This is a genomic window from Leifsonia sp. NPDC056665, assembly GCF_042791795.1.
Lineage (GTDB): Bacteria > Actinomycetota > Actinomycetes > Actinomycetales > Microbacteriaceae > Leifsonia.
Window position 1 is genome coordinate 90,044 of record NZ_JBHTXK010000005.1, and the last position, 19,747, is coordinate 109,790.

The window sequence follows — 19,747 nt, forward strand, 5'->3', positions numbered from 1 at the left end:
CAGTGGAAAATTCAGACCCAGCTCGGCAGCCACATGTGGATCTGCCAGAACCAGAACGGCACCTGCTGCGCCGTCCAGATCGGCCAGAAGAAGGCGCTGCCCACCGTCGCGAGACCCAGGAACACCGCCGTCCAGGCGATCCCCGTGCGGCGTCGCCGCTCCGGGTCGGTGCGTTTGCCGAGCACCAGCGCGATGACCGCCGCGAGGGCCAGGATCGTGTACGGCTCGAACGCGATCGCGTAGAACTGGAAGATCGTGCGGTTGATGTAGAGCAGCCACGGCAGGTACCCCGCCGCGAGCCCGGTGAGGATGAGGCCGACCTGCCACTCGCGGTAGCGGGCGAGCCGGTAGACGAGATAGAACACCGCGGCGGCGGCCGCCCACCAGATGATCGGGTTGCCGAGCGACGTGATCGCCGCGGAGCAGCCTCCCGGCGCCGTGCAGCCGGCCTGGCCGTAGGCGTTGCCGGTGTAGTACATGCTCGTCGGCCGGATCATGAACAGCCAGGTCAGCGGGTTGGCCTGGTACGGGTGCGGCACGTGCAGGTTGATGCTGTAGTTGTACATCTCCGACTGGTAGTGCCAGAAGTTCTGGAACCACAGCGGCACCCAGGAGAGGCCTCCCGTCCACTGCGTGTGCACCGACTGCGCCCACTCGCGGTAGTAGCCGCCCTTTGTCACCAGCCAGCCGGTCCAGGTGGCGAGGTAGGAGAGGAACGCGATCGGGACCATCAGCACGAAGGTCGCGGGCGCCTGCTTGAGCAGGGCGCCGCTGACGTAGAAGGCCACGCCCTCCCGGCGCCGGGCGACGATGTCCACGATGACGATGTAGACGGCGAAGAACGCGAGGAAGTAGAAGCCGCTCCACTTCACGCCCGCGCACAGCCCGGTCAGGACGCCCGCGGCGATCAGCCACGGCCGCCACCAGAGCACCGGTCCCCAGGAGGGGTCCCGTCCTGCCATGCGGGCGGCGAGGAGCTTCGCGGCGAGCCGGTCGGCGTGCCAGCGCCGGTCGAGCAGGATGCAGCCGAACGCGAGCAGCGCGAAGAACATCACGATGTTGTCGAGCAGCGCGACCCGGCTCATCACGATGGCGTGCCCGTCGATCGCGAACAGGAAGCCCGCGATCGTGGCGATGATCGTGGAGGAGAACAGTACGCGGGCGATGAGGAACACGATCAGCACGGCGAGGATGCCGACGACGGCGGTCGACAGCCTCCAGCCGAACGAGTTGCCGGCTCCCGTCGCGGCCATCCCGAGCGCGATGATCCACTTGCCGAGCGGCGGATGCGCGACGAACGACGGGGACGACTGGAAGATGTTCGTGTTGCCCGCGTTGAACGACTGGTCGGCCTTGTCGGGCCAGCTCCCCTCGTAGCCGAGGTGGAAGAGGCTCCAGGCGTCCTTGACGTAGAAGGTCTCGTCGAAGACGAGGACGTGCGGGCTGCCGAGGTCCCACAGCCGCAGGATCGCGGCGAGCAGCGTGACCGCGATCGGCGCGCCCCAGTACCAGAGCTGCAGCCGCAGGGGCGTGCGCAGCACGCGTGCCCACCAGTCATCCAGCCGGCTGCCGGTGCGGGCCGGCGCGGCATGCGCAGCCGGCCGGGCGTCCGGTGCGGCGATGTCGGGGGAGGTCACCAGGACATCCTGACAGACTGGACCCATGATCATCCTCGCCGCGACGCCGATCGGAAACCTCGGCGACGCCTCCGCCCGCCTGGTCGAACTGCTGGGCTCCGCGACCGTGGTCGCTGCCGAGGACACCCGCGTCACGCAGCGCCTCCTGGCGGGCCTCGGCGTCGAGAACCGGCCGCGGCTGATCGCCCTGCACGAGCACAACGAGCGCGACCGCGCCGCCGAACTGGTGGAGCTCGCCCGCGACCAGGACGTGGTGGTGCTCTCCGACGCCGGGATGCCCACGGTCTCCGACCCGGGATTCCCGCTGGTGGAGGCCGCCGCCGCCGCGGGCGTCGGCGTGACGGTCGTGCCTGGTCCGAGCGCGGTGCTCACGGCGCTCGCCGTGTCCGGCCTGCCGACCGACCGGTTCACGTTCGAGGGCTTCCTGCCGCGCAAGCACGGCGAGCGCACCTCGGCGGCGCGAGCGCTGGCGGCCGAGCAGCGCACGATGGTGTTCTTCGAGTCGCCCAACCGGCTCGGCGCCTCCCTCGCCGACCTGGCCGCGGTCTTCGGCGCCGACCGCCGCGCGGTGGTGTGCCGCGAGCTGACCAAGCTGCACGAGGAGGTCCGCCGCGGCACGCTCGCCGAGCTGGCCGCGTGGGCGGCGGACGGCGCGCGCGGCGAGATCGTCGTGGTCGTCGCGGGCGCGCCCGCCCGGGAGGCCGACCCCGCCACCGCCCTCACCCAGGTGCTCACCCTCGTCGCCGACGGCGCCCGCCTCAAAGAGGCCGCCACCGAGGTCGCCGAGGCCACCGGCCTCTCCCGCCGCGACCTCTACCAGGCGGCCCTGGCCGCGAAACGTGAGTAGGTGCGGGAATCGGGTGCCTGATTCCCGCACCTACTCACGTCTCGGCGGGTGGTAATACGGGGCGGGAGGGGTCCCGCGCGGCCGTAGGATGGTCAGCATGTCCGACGGCTCCGCGTTCTACATCACCACGCCGATCTTCTACGTCAACGACGTCCCGCACATCGGGCACGCCTACACGGAGGTCGCCGCGGACGTGCTCGCGCGCTGGCACCGTCAGGCCGGCGACGACACCTGGCTGCTCACCGGCACCGACGAGCACGGGCAGAAGATCCTGCGCACCGCGACCGCCAACGGCACCACCCCGAAGGAGTGGGCGGACCGGCTGGTGACGAACGAGTGGCTGCCGCTGCTGAAGACCATCGACATCGCCAACGACGACTTCATCCGCACCACCGACGAGCGGCACGAGAAGAACGTGCAGAAGTTCCTGCAGAAGCTGTACGACGACGGCTTCATCTACGCGGGCGAGTACGAGGCGCTCTACTGCGTCGGCTGCGAGGAGTTCAAGCCGCAGAGCGAGATCGTCGACGGCACGGGGGAGTACGCGGGCCAGAAGGTCTGCGCCATCCACTCCAAGCCGCTGGAGCTGCTGCAGGAGAAGAACTACTTCTTCCGGATGAGCGACTTCGCCGACCGCCTGCTCGCCCTCTACGAGGAGCGCCCGGAGTTCGTGCAGCCGGAGTCGGCGCGCAACGAGGTCGTGTCGTTCGTCCGCCAGGGGCTGAGCGATCTGTCGATCTCCCGGTCGAGCTTCGACTGGGGCATCAAGGTGCCGTGGGACGAGACCCACGTCGTCTACGTGTGGTTCGACGCGCTGCTCAACTACGTCACTGCGGTCGGCTACGGCCAGGACGACGAGACCTTCGAGCGCCGCTGGCCGGCGACGCACCTGGTCGGCAAGGACATCCTGCGCTTCCACGCCGTCATCTGGCCCGCCATGCTGATGGCCGCGGGCCTGGAGGTGCCGCACCGCGTGTTCGGCCACGGCTGGCTGCTGGTCGGCGGCGAGAAGATGTCCAAGTCCAAGCTGACCGGCATCGCGCCGACGCAGATCACCGACACCTTCGGCTCCGACGCGTTCCGCTACTACTTCCTGCGCGCGATCAACTTCGGCCAGGACGGCTCGTTCAGCTGGGAGGACCTCGCCGCGCGCTACCAGGCGGAGCTCGCGAACGGCTTCGGCAACCTGGCGTCGCGCGTCGTCGCGATGGTCACCCGCTACTTCCAGGGCGTCGTGCCGCCCGCGGCGGGCTACGAGGAGGCCGACCTCCATGTGCAGCAGGTCGTCGCGAAGGCCGCGGCCGACGCCGACGCCGCGATGAGCACGCTGGCGATCCACGACGCGCTCGCCGCGGTGTGGACGGTGGTGGACGAGCTCAACGGCTACATCACGATCCAGGAGCCGTGGTCGCTCGCGAAGGACGACGCCAAGCGCGAGCGCCTGCAGACCGTGCTCTACACGGCGGCGGAGGGCCTGCGCGCCCTGGCGGTGCTGCTCTCGCCGGTCATCCCGAAGGCGACGGCGAAGCTGTGGACGGCGCTCGGCGTCACCGCCGAGCTCGGCCCGCTGGACGCGCAGCCGCTGCGGCAGGCAGGCGACTGGGGTCGTCTGCCCGCCGGAACCGAGGTCAACGGGCTCGAGGCGCTGTTCCCGCGCATCGAGGCGGACGTGGTGCAGGGGGCATGACCGACCCCGCGTTCATCCGGCAGCGACACGTCACCGACGGTCGCGACCTCGCGTACCCGCCGCTGCCGGAGGCGCTCGTCGTGCCCGTCTACGACAACCACACGCACCTGGAGATCGCGGACGGCGACGACCCGCTGGACTACCGCGAGCAGCTCGACCGCGCGTCGAGCGTGGGCGTGCGCGGGGTCGTCCAGGTCGGCAACGATGTGGAGACCTCCCGCTGGTCGGCGGAGATGGCGGCGATCGAGCCGCGGATGCTCGCCGCCGTCGCCCTCCACCCCAACGACGCGCCGGACTACGCCGAGCGCGGCGAGCTGGACGACGCCCTCACGGTCATCGCCGAGCTGGCCGGGCGGCCGCGCGTGCGGGCCGTCGGGGAGACCGGGCTCGACTTCTTCCGCACGGAGGCAGGGCCGCGGCGCGACGCGCAGTTCGCGTCCTTCGAGGCGCACATCGAGATCGCGAAGCAGAACGGCATCGCCCTCCAGATCCACGACCGGGACGCGCACGCGGCCGTCGTCTCGACGCTGAAGCGGGTCGGCGCGCCCGAGCGCACCGTCTTCCACTGCTTCTCCGGCGACCTGGAGCTGGCCGAGATCTGCGCGGACAACGGCTGGTACCTGTCGTTCGCGGGCAACGTCACGTTCAAGAACGCCCCCGGCCTGCGGGCTGCGCTCCAGGCCACGCCCCGCCACCTGATCATGGTCGAGACCGACGCGCCGTTCCTCACCCCGATGCCGTACCGCGGCCGTCCCAACGCGCCGTACCTCATCCCGCACACGCTGCGGGCGATGGCCGAGTACCTGGAGACCGACGCCTCCACGCTCGCGGCGCAGATCAACTCCAACACCGAGCTCGTGTACGGCCGCTGGGACAGCGAGCCGGTCGGGCCGCCGCCGTCCGGCCCGATCGGGACGATCGCGTGAGCGAGCTGCGCCTGCTCGGGCCGGCCGAGATCCGCGACCTCGCGGAGCTGCTCGACGTCACCCCCACCAAGAAGCTCGGCCAGAACTTCGTGATCGACGGCAACACCGTCCGCCGCATCGTCCGGGTGGCGGAGGTGGAGGCGGGTGATGTCGTGGTGGAAGTCGGGCCCGGTCTCGGCTCCCTCACGCTCGGCCTCCTGGAGACCGGCGCGCGCGTCGTCGCCGTGGAGATCGACCGCCGGCTCGCCGCGCAGCTCCCGCTCACGGTCGAACAGCTCGCGCCCTCCGCGGCCGGGCGGCTGACCGTTATGCACCAAGACGCGCTCACGGTGACGGAGCTGCCGGAGCAGCCGACGCGGCTGGTCGCGAACCTCCCGTACAACGTCTCGGTGCCCGTGCTGCTGCACTTCCTGGAGACCTTCCCGACCCTCCGCTCGGGCGTGGTGATGGTGCAGGCGGAGGTCGGCCACCGCATCGCCGCCGGCCCCGGCTCCAAGGTCTACGGCGCGCCCAGCGTGAAGGCCGCCTGGTACGGCGACTGGCGCACGGCGGGCAACGTCAGCCGGCAGATCTTCTGGCCGGTGCCCAACGTGGACTCGGTGCTCGTCGCCTTCGACCGTCGTGCGGAGCCGCGCGGCGACGAGAGCCTCCGTCGCCGCACGTTCGCCCTCGTGGACGCCGCGTTCCAGCAGCGCAGGAAGACCCTCCGCCAGGCGCTCTCCGTCGTCTTCGGCGACCCGAACAGCGCCGCGACCGCCCTGGAGGCGGCAGGGATCAGTCCCTCGCTCCGGGGCGAGCAGCTCCAGCTCGACGACTTCGTGAGACTCGCCGAAACCGCCTGATCCGCGTGGTCCGCGCGCGGGCTCCGCGGTGTGTAGGTTTGAGGCATGGTCGAGGCGGGTTCGGGGTGGGACGTCGATTCCGTGCATGTGCGTGCGCCGGGCAAGATCAACGTGTTCATGCGCGTCGGCGCCGTCCGCGACGACGGCTACCACGACGTCGCGACCGCCTATCAGGCCGTCTCGCTCTACGAGGACGTCCGCGCGTACCGGGCCGACGACTTCTCGGTCAGCTTCGCGGGAAGCGTCGACACGAGCGGCCTGGCGACCGACGGCACGAACCTGGCCATCAAGGCCGCCAAGCTGCTGGCCAAGAAGACCGGCCACACCGGCGGCGTCCGGCTGGAGATCGACAAGCACGTCCCGATCGCGGGCGGAATGGGCGGAGGCTCCGCCGACGCCGCCGCGACCCTTGTCGCGTGCGACGCGCTGTGGGGCACCGAGCTCGGCCGCGAGGAGCTGCTCGCCCTGGCCGCCCGGCTCGGCGCCGACGTCCCCTTCGCTCTGATCGGCGGCACGGCCATCGGCACCGGCCGCGGCGACCGGCTCAGCCCGGCGCTGGCGACCGGGCAGTTCCAGTGGGTGCTCGCGCTGCCGGAGGGCGAGCTCAGCACGCCCGCCGTCTACAGCGAGCTCGACCGGCACCGGCAGCGGCACATCGGCGAGATCGCGCCGGCCGAACGCAGCCCGAGCGTCGATACGGAGATCCTGCAGGCCCTGCGTGCGGGCGACCCGGCGATGCTGGCCGAGGCGCTCACGAACGACCTCCAGGCGCCGGCCATCCACCTGGCCCCGAGCATCGCGGAGGTGCTGGAGCTCGGCGAGCTCAACGGCGCGCTCGCGGGCATCGTGTCCGGCTCCGGTCCGACCGTGGCGTTCCTGACCGCTGACCTCGACAACGCGCTCGACCTGCAGATCGCGCTGAGCGCCTCCCGGATCCGCGCGGTGCGGGCGACCGGTCCCGTTCACGGGGCGAGGGTCGTCGGCGACTGAGGCGCCTTCGTCGGCCCGCCGGGCACCTCCGCCGAGCACCCCCGCCGAGCACCCTGGGGAGCCGGGCCATGTCGGGCCACATCCCGGCGCTCCAGGTGTACTCGGCGCTGGTGAGACGCACAGGCGCGCATTCGGGTCGGCGCCGGAGCCCGAGGACGCCCGATCCGCAGCGCACGTCGGGTTGAGACGATTCGTCAGATCGGAGTCGTATCCGTGCGGGTGCGGGTCGGGCATCCCGGGTGAGATCAACGTTAGCGAGCGGGTGCGTGTCCTCATAGTGGGGGACCGCAAAACCGTCAACTCTTGACGGGTCGGTCGCTTCTGACGGGCCGGCGGCGGGGGAGTGCGAGCGAGCGCAGCTCCCGGCGGGAGCGCATCCCGAGCTTCGCGAGGATGTTGCGCACGTGGAAGTTGACGGTCGTGACGGAGACGTACAGCCGCTCCGCGATCTCCTTGTTGGTCATGCCGGCGGCCAGCGCGTGGGCCACCTGCCGCTCGCGCGTGGTGAGCGAGGCGAGCGGGTCCCCGATTCCGTCGTCGGAGCCGCGCTCGCCGTCGGCCGCGCCGCTCAGGGCCGAGCGCAGCGTGTCGAGGTGCTGCGCGGTCCTGGCGAGGTAGTTGCTGGCGCCGAGGCGGCGGAAAGTGGTGGCGGCGGCCTCCAGGAGGGGCTCGGCGTCGTCGCGGTCGTCGGTGTTGTCCCGGGCTTTGGGGTCCGCCGCGAGCAGCCGGCCGGCGTCCAGCGCGGCGACCGCCTCGGCGAACGCGAAGCGGGACTCCTGTGCGGCCTCCCGGTACGCGGCCACCGCCTCCGTGATCCGGCCCTCCGCCTCCAGCACGCGTCCTTCGAGCCAGCGCAGCGAGCCGTAGTAGGGCCGCCACAGGCCTGGCGCGACGCAGCGCTCGAAGGCGGCGCGCGCCTCGGCCGCACGGCCGAGTGTCGCGAGCGCGTCGACGCGGTACGTGAGCCAGCCGAGAGTGGAGGCGCGCGTCGCTGCGGCCTCGGCGTCCACCGTCGCCTGGAGCTGCTCCTCCGGCCGGCCGAGGGCGCGGGCGAGCTCGGCCCTGGCGAGGAACGGCAGGTCGCCGTCGTAGGAGCCGGTGAACCGCGGGTCGGCCCGCGCGGCCGAGCGCAGCCGCTCGCCCACCGAGTCGGCCTCGCCGCGACCGGCGCGGACCAGGGCGGAGGTCCACAGGGCGATCGGCCAGCAGGACAGGTCGGTCTCGTCCAGGGCGAGCGCCACGGCCGTGTCGGCCAGCGTGACCGACTCCTCCCACTCGCCGACGAGGAAGAGGATGTGCGCGTAGATCGTGCGCACGAAACCGGCGGTCCAGCTCGACGGGAAGCGGCGGACGAGCTGGTTCGCCCTGGCCAGGTCGGCGCGGGCGCGCTCGACATCGCCGCCGAGGATGAACACCCGGGAGCGCGCGACGAGCGCGTCCACGGCGGCGGGCGATTCGTGCTGCGCCAGCAGCTCGTCGAGCTCGGCCGTGAGCGGTGCGAACAGGTCGGGCCGGCGCGCGTGCGCGGCCGAGTTGAGCGCCCAGCCCAGCAGCCGGACCAGGTGCTCGTCGGGCTCGGCGAGCCAGCGCAGCGCAGGGTCGGCGACCTCCTCGGGCCGCGGGCACGCCGCGATGTGCACGCGGGCGGTCGCCAGGTGGTCGAGGACGCCGGCGAAGTCGCCCATCGCCATCAGCACCTTCGGGATCGCCTCGGCGACGTGGGTGCGGATCGCGCGCTCGTCCGGCGTGGTCGCGGGCGCGGCCTCCAGCTTGAGCGCCAGCTCCAGGGCGCCCGGCACGTCGCGGGAGAGGGTGCGCAGCTCCAGCAGCACCGCGTCGCGGGCGGGGGATGGAGCCAGGGCCTCGATCGCGGGGCGCAGTTCCAGGATCTGCTCGTGCAGGCGGAACCGCATCGCGATCAGCCCCAGCTCGATCAGCGCGCGCTCCAGCTCGCCGTCGGTGGCCAGGTGCATCGCCGAGCGCGCGTAGCTCATCGCCTGCTCGGCGTGGCCCTGGTCGGCGGCGGCCAGCGCGGCCGTGAGCAGCTCGTCGACCAGCAGCGGGTCGGCGGTGTCGGCGGCCTCCACCCGGTGGCGCAGCGCGCGATGGCCGTCCAGCGCCTCGGCGGCGACCCGGTGGATGGCGACCCGGCGCTCCACGCTCAGCTCGGCGGCGAGCGCGTCGGCGAGCAGCGCGTGCGCCGGCTCCACCCAGAGCACGCCGTCGCGGGCGCGGCCGAGGACGAGCCCGCGCGTCACCGCGCCGGGGAGGTCGAGCTTCACGCCGAGCCGGGCAGCGATGCTGCCGACGACGGGCGCGGGCAGCGGGTCGCGCAGCACGGCGACGAACTCGGCGGCGGTGTGCACGGAGGGGTCGGCGCCCTCAAGCGCGGCCGAGATGGCCGACGCGAGCGGCATGATCGCGGTGTCCGGGAGGTCCCAGCCCGCGGGGTGCAGCGCCTGCTCGAACGTGTCGCGGAGCTGGCCGAGCAGCACGCTCAGCAGCAGCGGGGAGCCCTGGGTCGCCTCGGTCAGCCGGGTCGCGGTGCGGCGCGAGATGGCGTGGCCGAGGAGGTGCTCGGCGAGCTCCTGCGTGTCGGAGACGGTGAGCGGGGTGAGGTCGATGCGGGCGTGGTTGACGGAGGTCGCTGCGAGGTCGTCGAACAGGGCGGTCACGCTGTTCGGCTGCGGGCGCGAGGCCGCCGTGAACAGGAAGCCGCGATCGGACAGCCGCCGCACCACGAACCGGAGCGCCCGCGCGGAGGGCTGGTCCACCCACTGCGCGTCGTCCACGATGAGGCACACCGGCCCGGCCAGGCCGTCGATCGCGTCGAGGAGCAGCCGCCCGACGGTGAGGGCGTCGTCCTCCGGTGCGGGAGGGCGGATGGTGGCGTCGTCCGCGCCGCGCAACGCGGTCAGCCCGCGCACGAGGGTCTCGACCGTCGCGTACGCGAGATCGGACTCGAACGAGTCGGCGCTCACCCGCAGCACGGTCCAGCCGTCGAGCCGCTCGGCGATGTCGGCGAGCAGGGAGGTCTTGCCCAGCCCAGCCTCGCCGGTGACCAGCACGGCGCCGCCGCGGTCGATCGCACGGTGGGCGACGAGGAGGATGGTCTCCCTGGCCCGATCGCGTCCGAAGAGAGGGCGTAGGATCGCCAGCTCGTCGGTCACGGTCAGCCCCCATCGACCGCGCGGGTCGGGAACGCGCGGTCCGGTCCTTCGATCATCCCACAGCGGGGTGTCCGGTCGGTTTCCCCCAAGGAGGGGGAGCCGGCGTCCTCGCGCAGGGCGGCCCCGGGCCGCGACGGTAGGCTGGAGGACCTCATGGCTCATCTCCTCGGCGCCGAGTCGCTGCATCTCGAATACCCGACGCGGGTCGTCTTCGACTCGCTGACGCTGGGCGTCTCCGAGGGCGACCGCATCGGCGTCGTCGGCCGCAACGGCGACGGCAAGTCCACCCTCCTCTCGCTGCTGGCCGGGCGCATCGAGCCCGACTCCGGCCGAGTCACCCGCCGCCGCGGCGTGACGGTCGGGATGCTCGACCAACGCGACGCGCTGCCGGACGCGCTCACGGTCGGCCGCGCCATCGTCGGCGACCGCGACGAGCACACCTGGGCCGGCGACCCGCGCGTGCGCGACGTGCTCGCCGGACTCGTTGCCGACGTGCCCTGGGAGGCGACGATCGGCGAGCTCTCCGGAGGCCAGCGCCGCCGGGTGGCGCTCGCCGCGCTCCTCGTGCACGACCATGACATCCTCTTCCTGGACGAGCCGACCAACCACCTCGACATCGAGGGCGTCGCCTGGCTCGCCACCCACCTGAAGCGGCGCTGGCCGGCCGCCTCCGGCGCGCTCGTGGTGGTGACGCACGACCGCTGGTTCCTCGATGAGGTGTCGACCGCGACCTGGGAGGTCCACGACGGCATCGTGGAGCCGTTCGAGGGCGGCTACGCGGCGTACATCCTGCAGCGCGTCGAGCGCGACCGGATGGCGTCCGTCGCCGAGACCAAGCGGCAGAACCTGATGCGCAAGGAGCTGGCCTGGCTGCGCCGCGGGGCTCCCGCGCGCTCCACCAAGCCGAAGTTCCGGATGGACGCGGCCGCCGCGCTCATCTCGGACGAGCCGGCCCCGCGCGACATCGTGGAGCTCACGAAGCTGGCCACCGGCCGCCTCGGCAAGGACGTGGTGGACCTGATCGACGTCACGGTCGAGTTCCCGCCGAAGACCGTGCTGCGCGACGTCGAATGGCGGATCGCGCCCGGCGAGCGCACCGGCATCCTCGGGATCAACGGTGCGGGCAAGTCCACGCTGCTCGGCCTCGTCGCGGGCACGGTCGAGCCGACCGCCGGCCGGGTCAAGCGCGGCAAGACCGTCAAGATCGCGACGCTGACGCAGCAGCTCGACGAGCTGGAGGCCGTCCAGGACCTCCGGGTGAGCGCGGTCGTCGCCGACAAGCGCACGACCTATCTCGCCGGCGGCAAGGAGGTCTCGCCCGGCCAGATGCTGGAGCGCCTCGGCTTCACCAACGCGCAGCTTTCCACGCCGGTCAAGGACCTCTCCGGCGGCCAGAAGCGCCGCCTCCAGTTGCTGCTGATCCTCCTGGACGAGCCGAACGTCCTCATCCTGGACGAGCCGACCAACGACCTCGACACCGACATGCTGGCCGCGATGGAGGACCTCCTCGACGGCTGGCCGGGCACGCTGCTGGTGGTGTCGCACGACCGGTACCTGGTCGAGCGGGTGACGGACCAGCAGTACGCGGTGCTGGACGGGGCCTTCCGGCACCTGCCGGGCGGGGTGGACGAGTACCTGCGCCTGCGGCGCGACCGCGCGGCGGCGCCTGCTGCGGCCTCCACTGTGCCCGCGCCCGCGTCGGCCCCAGCGCTGTCCGGCGCCGCCCTGCGCACCGCCGAGAAGGAGCTGGCCTCCATCGACCGCCGCCTCACGAAGCTGGCCGGCCAGGTCGCCGACCACCACGAGTCGATCGCCCGCCACGACCAGAGCGACTACGTCGGCCTCGGCCGCCTCACCGAGGAGCTGCGCACGCTGGAGGGCGAGATCGCCGACCAGGAGACCCGCTGGCTGGAGCTCTCGGAGCAGCTCGAGGCCTGACCCGCCTGTCGCCAACGGAGGAGATGGAAGGGTCCCAGCCACGGATGTCCTCCGGAAGCTGTTGTGCGGCGGAGTGTTGGGCGCGATGTCCTCCGTTGCCAACGAGCCGAGCCGCGGCACCCCCGGATTAGACTCGCCGCATGCCGACCCACAACGTCGCTAAACAGGCCGTCGTGAATCAGGCCGCCGATCCCGTGCTCAACCAGGCGCCCCCGCGCGTCGACCTGGACGAGTTCGCCGCGAACCTCCCGCTGCGGGAGGCCGTCGAGCGCTACGACGCCGACTGGGCGCTGTCCGGCCTCGGCGCAGTCGGACGGCTGGTCGGGTCGGCCGGGTTCCAGGCCGACGCCGAGCGGGCGAACGTGCGCGAGCCGCAGCTGCGGGCCTTCGACCGGTGGGGCGCCCGCATCGACGAGGTCGACTACGACGAGAGCTACCACCGCATCATCCGGCAGGCCGCCGCCGCGGGAGCGCACACCTCCGCCTGGGCCGAACCGCGTCCCGGAGCGAACGTCGCGCGCGCCGCGACCTTCATGCTGTTCGCGCAGGTCGAGCCGGGTCACGCCTGCCCCGTCTCGATGTCGCACGCGGCGGTCCCGGCGCTGGCCGCCTCGCAGGAGCTCGCGGCCGAGTGGGTGCCGCGGCTGCTCTCCCGCGAGTACGACGGCCGGCTGGGGGCCGGCAAGGCCTCCGCGCTGTTCGGGATGGCGATGACGGAGAAGCAGGGCGGCTCCGACGTGCGCGCCAACACCACGCGGGCGCTCGCCGACGGCGACAGGCGCTGGCTGCTGACCGGCCACAAGTGGTTCTGCTCCGCGCCGATGTCCGACGCGTTCCTGGTGCTCGCGCAGACCGCGGGCGGCCTCAGCTGCTTCGTCGTGCCCCGGGTGCTGGAGGACGGCGCCCGCAACGTCTTCCTGATCCAGCGCCTGAAGGACAAGCTCGGGAACCGTTCGAACGCCTCCAGCGAGATCGAGTTCGCGGACACGGTCGGCTACCTCCTGGGCGAGGAGGGCCGCGGCGTGCGCACCATCCTGGAGATGGTGAACCGAACCAGGCTCGACTGCGTGCTCGGCAGCGCGGCGGGGATGCGGCAGGCCGTCGCTGAGGCGGCGTGGCACGTGCGGCACCGCGCGGCGTTCGGCCGCCGCCTGGTCGAGCAGCCCGCGATGACGGCGGTGCTCGCCGATCTGGCGCTGGAGTCGGAGGCCGCTACGGCGGTCGCGCTGCGGCTGGCCCGCGCGCACGACGACGACGCCACGGAGGCCGAGGTCGCGTTCCGCCGGCTGGCCACCGCGGTGAGCAAGTACTGGGTCTGCAAGCGCGGTCCCGGCCACGCCTACGAGGCGATGGAGTGCCTGGGCGGCAACGGCTACACGGAGGCGTTCCCGCTGGCCCGGCGCTATCGGGAGCAGCCGGTGATGGCGATCTGGGAGGGCTCGGGCAACGTGATCGCGCTGGACGTGCTGCGCGCCATCGGGCGCGACCCGGCGAGCGTGGCGGCGTTCGACGCCGAGCTCGCGACGGCCCGCGGGACGCACGCAGCGTACGACGCGCACCACGACCGGCTGCGCAGCGCGGTGGCGGACGCGGACGAGTCGTCGGCGCGCACGCTGGTCGCCGCGCTCGCGGTGGCGCTGCAGGCGTCGCTGCTCATCCGCTATGCGCCGCCGGCGGTCGCCGACGCGTTCGTCGCGGCACGGCTCGGGCCCGATCGCGGATCGCTCTACGGGGAGCTGCCGGCAAGGGTGGACACCGCGGGGATCGTGGCGCGGGCCTGAGCGCCAGAAGACCCGTCCAACAGACCTACTCGGCGGCCGCTGCCTCCGTCGGCGTCGCCGCGGGAGCCGCAGCGGTCGCGGGAGCAGCCGCGTCCAGCGGCACCGCCGACGGCGCAGCCGCCTCCACCTCCGGAGCCGCCGCGACGACCGGCTGCGCGCCGATCGCCCGGTAGAACTCGCCGACGGCCTTGCGGTTGTACCCCGCCCAGTCGAACGCACGGGCCGGGACCTCGCCGCGCAGGAAGGCGCGCATCCCGTCCGCGACGCCGTCGACCGACTGCGGGACGACCAGGCCGGTGCCCGCCGGGAGGGCGTTCTTCGCCGACGCGAACTCGACCGTCACGATCGGGAGGTCGAGGACGAGCGCCTCCAGGATGACCATCGGCTGGCCCTCGTAGTCGCTCGACAGCACGAAGCAGTCCGCCTTCGCCATGATCGCGTGCGGGTTGCGCTGCATCCCGGTCAGGTAGACAGAGCCCTGCAGGCCGAGCGTGGCGACGACCGCCTCCAGGTGCTCCTGGAGCGGGCCGGCGCCGACGAGGACCAGCCGGGTCTTCGGGTTCTCGGCGTGCACCTGCGCGAAGGCGCGGATGAGCCGTTCCTGGTTCTTCTCCGGCGACAGCCGTCCCACGTTCACGAAAGTGGTGACGCCCTCGGCCGGCGCCAGCAGCGACTCCACCCAGTCGGGGACGCTGCCGGCCTCCTCGTCGAAGGCCGCCTTGCGGAGGTCGCGCTTCGCGTTCTGCAGGATGTGCTCGGCGTCCACGGTGTTGAGGGCCGAGAGGAACTTCTCCGGCGGCGCGAACTCCGCCAGCGACGCCCGGTTCACGTCGGACAGCGTGGGGGAGACCGACACCAGGTGGTCGTACTGCGCGTACAGGGTGAAGAGCTGGGTGAGCGAGTGCAGCATCCGCTTCTCGCCGTTGACTTCGCGGTGGGCGTCGGAGGCCAGGTCGTTGTGCAGCCAGATCGCCCGCTGCGCGTCGGGGGAGTGCAGCAGCAGGATCGCCCAGAACGGCCCGTAGCCGGAGAAGTCGACCACGTAGTCGAAGCGGCTGTCGCCGAAGCAGCGGTACCACTCGTCCTCCCAGAGCTGGTTCTGCGCGGCGGTCTCGGCGTGCTGCGCGGTACGGCCGCGCCGGAACTCGAGGTGCCTGGCGAGGTGCCGCAGCTTCGCGCCGTTCATCCCGCCGACCCGCGGGAACTGGCGGACCGCCGGGTGGATCTGCTCCTGCTTGCCGATCGCCGCCTGCGAGTTGCTCTGCGCGAAGAACGCCGACACGTCGTAGCGCTCGTGGTCGAGGTTGTTGAGCAGGTTGAGCGCGGAAGTGGTGATGCCGTTCGGGCGCATCCCGCCCAGGTACAGCAGGATCTTCTCGCGGCCGTCGTCCTCCAGCGAGGTGCGCAGCCGGTAGCCCTCGCGCACGCCGCGGAACACGATGTCGACGACACGCGCGGCGGCCGAGCCGTCGTCGTACGGGGTGAACCGGCGCTGCATCGCCAGGTACGTCTCCCGCGAGCCGGCGGGCACCCGGTCGCCGTCCTCGGCCACCGCCGCGAGGGCGTCGCCGAGCTCGGGCGCCGACATCAGCACCGGGCCCGGCCACTCCTCCGGCTCGAAGTAGAGGCCGCGCGTGCCGGCGTAGTCGGCGAGGTCGGGGGTGAAGAACAGGATCGGCCGGCCGGTGCGCAGGAAATCGAAGAAGATGCTGGAGTAGTCGGACACCAGGATGTCGGTGGCGCCGAGCACGAGGTTGGTCGGGATCTCGTTGGGCACGAGCATCCGCGCCAGCTCCGGACGGTCGGCGGCCAGCGCGTGCACGCTCTGGTGGGTCTTCACGAGCACGGCGTACCGGCTGGTGTCGATGCGCTCCTCCACCTGGGCGATGTGGGCGAGCATCGCGTCGAGGTCGTCCTCGGGCCGGCCGAAGACCTGGCCCTTCCAGGTCGGCGCGTACAGGACGACCTTGCGGTCGCCGAGCGGGATGCCGGACGCGATCAGCCGGCGGCGCACGTCCTCACGCTGGGCGTCGTCCAGGAACTGCCGGTCGAGGCGCGGGTAGCCCTCCTCGACGATGGTGCCGCGGTAGAGGCCGTCGAGCTTGTACCCGGTGCGGTACATCTGGTCGGTCATGAACTCGTTGGCCGCCAGCAGGTAGTCGGCCTGGACGAAGTTGCGCACGATGTTCGCGGTGGCGAGCGCGCCGCCGTCGATGTCGTAGCCCATCCGCTTGAGCGGGGTGCCGTGCCAGGTGTTGAGGTAGACCTGCCCCGGCCGCTTGGAGAAGTCGTAGGGGAAGGTCGCGTTGTTGACGAGGTACTGGCTGGTGGCGAGCGCGCGGTAGTAGGCGGCCGAGCCGTAGCGCACGAACGTGACGCGCGGGTCGTCGGCGAACTCCTCGACAGCCGCGCGGTACTGGTGCAGGTCGGACAGCGCCCAGACGTGGGTGAGGTGCTTCAGGTCGGGCGCGGCCAGGAGCTCGCGGAACAGCGCCTCCGGGTTGTCCAGCATCCCGTTGCCGGAGAACGACTCGTAGAAGACGGAGCCGAGGACGAGGGGCTGCCGGCGCCAGTGCGCGTGGATCTCGAAGCGTGCTGCGCGCTTCACTCGGGAGGGGAGGCGCTTCAGGGAAAGTCTCATCGCCGACGAGTTTATGAGAGCGGGATAGTAGACACCTGAGAGGACGCGAAGGCTCCGCCGGGAGGGCGGGCAGTCACGCGCCCGCGTCGAACCCGAGGCTGAGCTTGCGCAGCAGGCCGGCCAGCCGCTCCTGCTCGACCGGGGAGAGCGCCTCCAGGAGGTCGGCCTCGGCGTCCACCAGTCGCGTGATCGCGGCGTCCACGCGGGCCAGGCCCTGCGTCGTCATCTGCACGAGGATGCCGCGGCCGTCGTTGGGGTCGGTGCGGCGCTCGACCAGTCCGCGGGCGACGAGGCGGTCGATCCGGTTGGTCATCGTGCCGGACGACACCAGGGTCTGCTGGAGGAGCGACTTCGGGCTGAGCTGGAACGGCGACCCCGCGCGGCGCAGCGCCGAGAGGACGTCGAACTCCCACGAGTCGAGGTCGGAGCGGTCGAACGCGCCGCGGCGGGCGCGGTCGAGGTGCCGGGAGAGCCGGTCGACGCGGGAGAGCACCTGCAGCGGCGAGAAGTCGAGGTCGGGGCGCTCGCGCAACCACGCGCCGACGATGCGGTCGACCTCGTCGCGTGCGCCGGTGCGCGCCCCCGGGTCCTGTGCCTCCGCCATCCCTCCATGCTATTGGGCAGGGCCCTCCGCTCGGCGGCAGCATCCGCCGGGTCTGGCAGACTGTGTGTGCGCGTTGCGCGGTCCGCCTTGGTGTAATGGCAGCACGACAGCCTTTGGAGCTGTTAGGTCCAGGTTCGAGTCCTGGAGGCGGAGCGACGTCTCCGACCCGACCTCTGTCTCTAACCCGCCGGGAGAATCATGACCGATCAGAATCTCGCCATCGTCGTCCTCGCCGCCGGCCAGGGCACGCGGATGAAGTCCGCCACTCCCAAGCTGCTGCACCCGCTCGGCGGCCTCCCGATCGTCGGCCACGTGCTGGCGACCGCCCGCGAGCTCGACGCGGCCAGCGTCGTCGCCGTCGTGCGGTACGAGCGCGACCGGCTCGCCGAGGTGATCGAGGCTGACCTCCCGGAGGCGGTCATCGTCGACCAGGACGAGATCCCCGGCACCGGCCGGGCGGTCGAGCAGGCCGTCGCCGCGCTGCCCGAGGGCTTCGCAGGCGACGTGCTCGTCGTCAACGGGGACGTGCCGCTGCTCGACGCCGCCACGCTCCGCGGGCTGGTCACGGCGCACCGCGCGGGCGGGGCGGCGGCGACCATCCTCTCGTCGTTCCCGGCCGACGCCACCGGCTACGGCCGCATCGTGCGCACCCCGGAGGGCCACCTCGACCGGATCGTGGAGCACAAGGACGCCACCGAGGCCCAGCGCGCGATCGGCGAGATCAACGCCGGCATCTATGTCTTCGGCGCCGCGGCGCTGCGCGACATGCTCGCCAACGTGACCACCGACAACGCGCAGGGCGAGAAGTACATCACCGACGTCATCGGGCTGCTGCGGGAGGCCGGCTTCGACGTCGACGCCCTCCCGGTGTCCGAGTCGTGGCTGGTCGAGGGCATCAACGACCGCGCCCAGCTCAGCGAGGCGGCCGCCCGGCTCAACGCGCTGGTCGTGCGCACCTGGCAGCTCGCCGGCGTCACCGTGCAGGACCCGGCGACCACCTGGATCGACGTGAAGGTCGTCCTGGAGCCGGACGTCACGATCCTCCCCGGCACCCAGCTCCGCGGCGCGACCGTCGTCCGCACCGGCGCCGAGATCGGGCCGGACACCACCCTGGTCGACACCGAGGTCGGCGCCGGCGCCACCGTCAAGCGGACGGACGCCACCCTCGCCGTGATCGGCGACGGCGCGACCGTCGGCCCGTTCTCCTACCTCCGGCCCGGCACGATCCTCGGTGCGAACGGCAAGATCGGCACCTTCTCCGAGACCAAGAACGCGGTCATCGGCGCGGGCACCAAGCTGGCCCACTTCAACTACGTCGGCGACGCCGAGGTGGGGGAGAAGGGCAACCTCGGCGCGGGCGTCATCACGGCCAACTACGACGGCGTGAACAAGCACCGCACGATCATCGGCTCGCATGTGCGGATCAGCACGAACACGGTGCTCGTCGCGCCCGTTAGGATGGGTGACGGAGCGTACACCGGAGCCGGAACGGTCGTCCGAAAGGACGTTCCACCTGGGGCGCTCGCCATCACCGTCGCGCCGCAGCGCAACATCGAAGGCTGGGTCGCGCAGAAGCGGCCGGGCACCGAAGCCGCGCGCGCCGCTGAACAGAGCGATGCGACGGAAGAGAGCGGAGAGTAAGTGTCAGGGATCACTGCCACCGGCCAGAAACGACTCGTTCTGATCTCGGGGCGCGCGCATCCCGAACTCGCCGAGCAGATCGCCGAGCACCTCGGCAGTGAGCTGGTGCCCACCGACTCCCGCACCTTCGCGAACGGCGAGATCTACGCGCGGTTCGACGAGAGCGTACGCGGGTCGGACGCGTTCGTGATCCAGTCGCACACCTCGCCCATCAACGAGTGGCTCATGGAGCAGCTCATCATGGTGGACGCCCTCAAGCGCGCCTCCGCCAAGCGCATCACCGTCGTCGCCCCCTTCTACCCGTACGCCCGTCAGGACAAGAAGGGCCGCGGCCGCGAGCCGATCTCGGCCCGGCTCGTCGCCGACCTGTTCAAGGCTGCCGGCGCCGACCGCATCATGTCGGTCGACCTGCACGCCGCGCAGATCCAGGGCTTCTTCGACGGCCCGGTCGACCACCTCTTCGCCATGCCCGTGCTGCTGGAGCACATGCAGCGCGAGCTCGACCCGTCGACGCTGACGGTCGTCTCGCCCGACATGGGCCGCGTGCGCGTCGCCGACATCTGGAGCGACAAGCTCGGCGTGCCGCTCGCGATCATCCACAAGCGCCGCGACCCGCTGGTGCCCAACCAGGTCTCGGTGCACGAGATCGTCGGCGAGGTGAACGGCCGCGTCTGCCTCCTGGTCGACGACCTGATCGACACCGGCCGCACGATCGTGAAGGCCGCGGAGGCGTTGAAAGCCGCCGGCGCGATCGGCGTCGTGGTCGCTGCGACCCACGCCGTGTTCAGCGACCCGGCCGTCGAGCTGCTGCAGTCGGAGGCCATCGACTCGGTCGTGGTCACCGACACGCTGCCGCTGCCCATGCACAAGCGCTGGGACGGCCTCACGGTGCTGCCGATCGCGCCGCTGCTGGCGAACGCGATCCGCGAGGTCTTCACCGACGGCTCGGTGACCTCCATGTTCGACGGCGCCGCCTGAGTTCTCACTCTCGAAGGGCACGTAAACGCCCCTAAAACGCGGTTTTAGGGGCGTTTACGTGCCCT

The 19,747-nt window shown here is 72.0% G+C and carries 13 protein-coding genes and 1 tRNA gene; 10 read left to right on the top strand and 4 right to left on the bottom strand.

Translation table 11 applies throughout. The features are described 5' to 3' along the window. Window positions 1–11: 11 nt before the first annotated feature. Entirely contained in the window at window positions 12–1,637 is a 1,626-nt protein-coding gene (locus tag ACFQ9V_RS07350; protein ID WP_382458512.1) for a dolichyl-phosphate-mannose--protein mannosyltransferase, read from the bottom strand. 25 nt (window positions 1,638–1,662) lie between these two features. Between ACFQ9V_RS07350 and rsmI the strand changes: the two genes are divergently transcribed. The 5 genes from rsmI to ACFQ9V_RS07375 all read left to right on the top strand — a co-directional run bounded on the left by rsmI (window position 1,663) and on the right by ACFQ9V_RS07375 (window position 6,929). Next, window positions 1,663–2,484 (top strand): 16S rRNA (cytidine(1402)-2'-O)-methyltransferase, encoded by an 822-nt coding sequence (rsmI, locus tag ACFQ9V_RS07355; protein WP_382458513.1) that lies wholly within the window; start codon window positions 1,663–1,665, stop codon window positions 2,482–2,484. Window positions 2,485–2,581: 97 nt separating this feature from the next. Continuing rightward, window positions 2,582–4,171, top strand: a complete 1,590-nt coding sequence (gene metG, locus ACFQ9V_RS07360) for a methionine--tRNA ligase (RefSeq protein WP_382458514.1) — start codon at window positions 2,582–2,584, stop codon at window positions 4,169–4,171. Continuing rightward, window positions 4,168–5,097, top strand: coding sequence for a TatD family hydrolase (locus ACFQ9V_RS07365; RefSeq protein WP_382458515.1), 930 nt, complete (start codon window positions 4,168–4,170; stop codon window positions 5,095–5,097). Before metG ends, ACFQ9V_RS07365 begins: the two co-directional genes overlap by 4 nt. Further along, entirely contained in the window at window positions 5,094–5,939 is an 846-nt protein-coding gene (gene rsmA, locus ACFQ9V_RS07370) for a 16S rRNA (adenine(1518)-N(6)/adenine(1519)-N(6))-dimethyltransferase RsmA (RefSeq protein ID WP_382458516.1), read from the top strand. Before ACFQ9V_RS07365 ends, rsmA begins: the two co-directional genes overlap by 4 nt. Window positions 5,940–5,984: 45 nt before the next feature. Next, window positions 5,985–6,929 (top strand): 4-(cytidine 5'-diphospho)-2-C-methyl-D-erythritol kinase, encoded by a 945-nt coding sequence (locus ACFQ9V_RS07375; protein WP_382458517.1) that lies wholly within the window; start codon window positions 5,985–5,987, stop codon window positions 6,927–6,929. A 296-nt stretch (window positions 6,930–7,225) separates the two neighbouring features. On the opposite strand, the gene ACFQ9V_RS07380 is transcribed toward ACFQ9V_RS07375, so the two are convergent. Next, window positions 7,226–10,099: a LuxR C-terminal-related transcriptional regulator gene (locus tag ACFQ9V_RS07380; protein WP_382458518.1), complete on the bottom strand. Its 2,874-nt coding sequence runs from the start codon at window positions 10,097–10,099 to the stop codon at window positions 7,226–7,228. Window positions 10,100–10,252: 153 nt separating this feature from the next. Between ACFQ9V_RS07380 and ACFQ9V_RS07385 the strand changes: the two genes are divergently transcribed. Further along, window positions 10,253–12,037: an ABC-F family ATP-binding cassette domain-containing protein gene (locus ACFQ9V_RS07385; RefSeq protein ID WP_382458519.1), complete on the top strand. Its 1,785-nt coding sequence runs from the start codon at window positions 10,253–10,255 to the stop codon at window positions 12,035–12,037. 140 nt (window positions 12,038–12,177) lie between these two features. Then, on the top strand, window positions 12,178–13,818 hold the full coding sequence (locus tag ACFQ9V_RS07390; protein ID WP_382458520.1) for an acyl-CoA dehydrogenase family protein: 1,641 nt from the start codon (window positions 12,178–12,180) through the stop codon (window positions 13,816–13,818). Between the two features lie 25 nt (window positions 13,819–13,843). Here the strand turns inward: ACFQ9V_RS07390 and ACFQ9V_RS07395 are convergent, their stop codons facing one another. After that, window positions 13,844–16,459 carry a CDP-glycerol glycerophosphotransferase family protein gene (locus ACFQ9V_RS07395; RefSeq protein ID WP_382458521.1) on the bottom strand — a complete coding sequence of 872 codons (2,616 nt, stop codon included), beginning with the start codon at window positions 16,457–16,459 and terminating at the stop codon, window positions 13,844–13,846. Window positions 16,460–16,532: 73 nt separating this feature from the next. Next, window positions 16,533–17,063 (bottom strand): MarR family transcriptional regulator, encoded by a 531-nt coding sequence (locus ACFQ9V_RS07400; protein WP_345834421.1) that lies wholly within the window; start codon window positions 17,061–17,063, stop codon window positions 16,533–16,535. Window positions 17,064–17,144: 81 nt separating this feature from the next. Here ACFQ9V_RS07400 and ACFQ9V_RS07405 point away from each other — a divergent pair. The 3 genes from ACFQ9V_RS07405 to ACFQ9V_RS07415 all read left to right on the top strand — a co-directional run bounded on the left by ACFQ9V_RS07405 (window position 17,145) and on the right by ACFQ9V_RS07415 (window position 19,682). Beyond that, window positions 17,145–17,216, top strand: a tRNA-Gln gene (locus tag ACFQ9V_RS07405). A 45-nt stretch (window positions 17,217–17,261) separates the two neighbouring features. Beyond that, window positions 17,262–18,704 carry a bifunctional UDP-N-acetylglucosamine diphosphorylase/glucosamine-1-phosphate N-acetyltransferase GlmU gene (glmU, locus tag ACFQ9V_RS07410; RefSeq protein ID WP_382458522.1) on the top strand — a complete coding sequence of 481 codons (1,443 nt, stop codon included), beginning with the start codon at window positions 17,262–17,264 and terminating at the stop codon, window positions 18,702–18,704. Continuing rightward, window positions 18,705–19,682: a ribose-phosphate diphosphokinase gene (locus ACFQ9V_RS07415; RefSeq protein ID WP_382458523.1), complete on the top strand. Its 978-nt coding sequence runs from the start codon at window positions 18,705–18,707 to the stop codon at window positions 19,680–19,682. Window positions 19,683–19,747: the final 65 nt, after the last annotated feature.

Coding starts and splice junctions, on each gene's coding strand:
- rsmI (WP_382458513.1), top strand. CDS start 1,663: ATGATCATCCTCGCCGCGACGCCGATCGGAAACCTCGGCGACGCCTCC.
- metG (WP_382458514.1), top strand. CDS start 2,582: ATGTCCGACGGCTCCGCGTTCTACATCACCACGCCGATCTTCTACGTC.
- ACFQ9V_RS07365 (WP_382458515.1), top strand. CDS start 4,168: ATGACCGACCCCGCGTTCATCCGGCAGCGACACGTCACCGACGGTCGC.
- ACFQ9V_RS07375 (WP_382458517.1), top strand. CDS start 5,985: ATGGTCGAGGCGGGTTCGGGGTGGGACGTCGATTCCGTGCATGTGCGT.
- ACFQ9V_RS07385 (WP_382458519.1), top strand. CDS start 10,253: ATGGCTCATCTCCTCGGCGCCGAGTCGCTGCATCTCGAATACCCGACG.
- ACFQ9V_RS07390 (WP_382458520.1), top strand. CDS start 12,178: ATGCCGACCCACAACGTCGCTAAACAGGCCGTCGTGAATCAGGCCGCC.
- ACFQ9V_RS07395 (WP_382458521.1), bottom strand. CDS start 16,459: ATGAGACTTTCCCTGAAGCGCCTCCCCTCCCGAGTGAAGCGCGCAGCA.
- ACFQ9V_RS07400 (WP_345834421.1), bottom strand. CDS start 17,063: ATGGCGGAGGCACAGGACCCGGGGGCGCGCACCGGCGCACGCGACGAG.
- glmU (WP_382458522.1), top strand. CDS start 17,262: ATGACCGATCAGAATCTCGCCATCGTCGTCCTCGCCGCCGGCCAGGGC.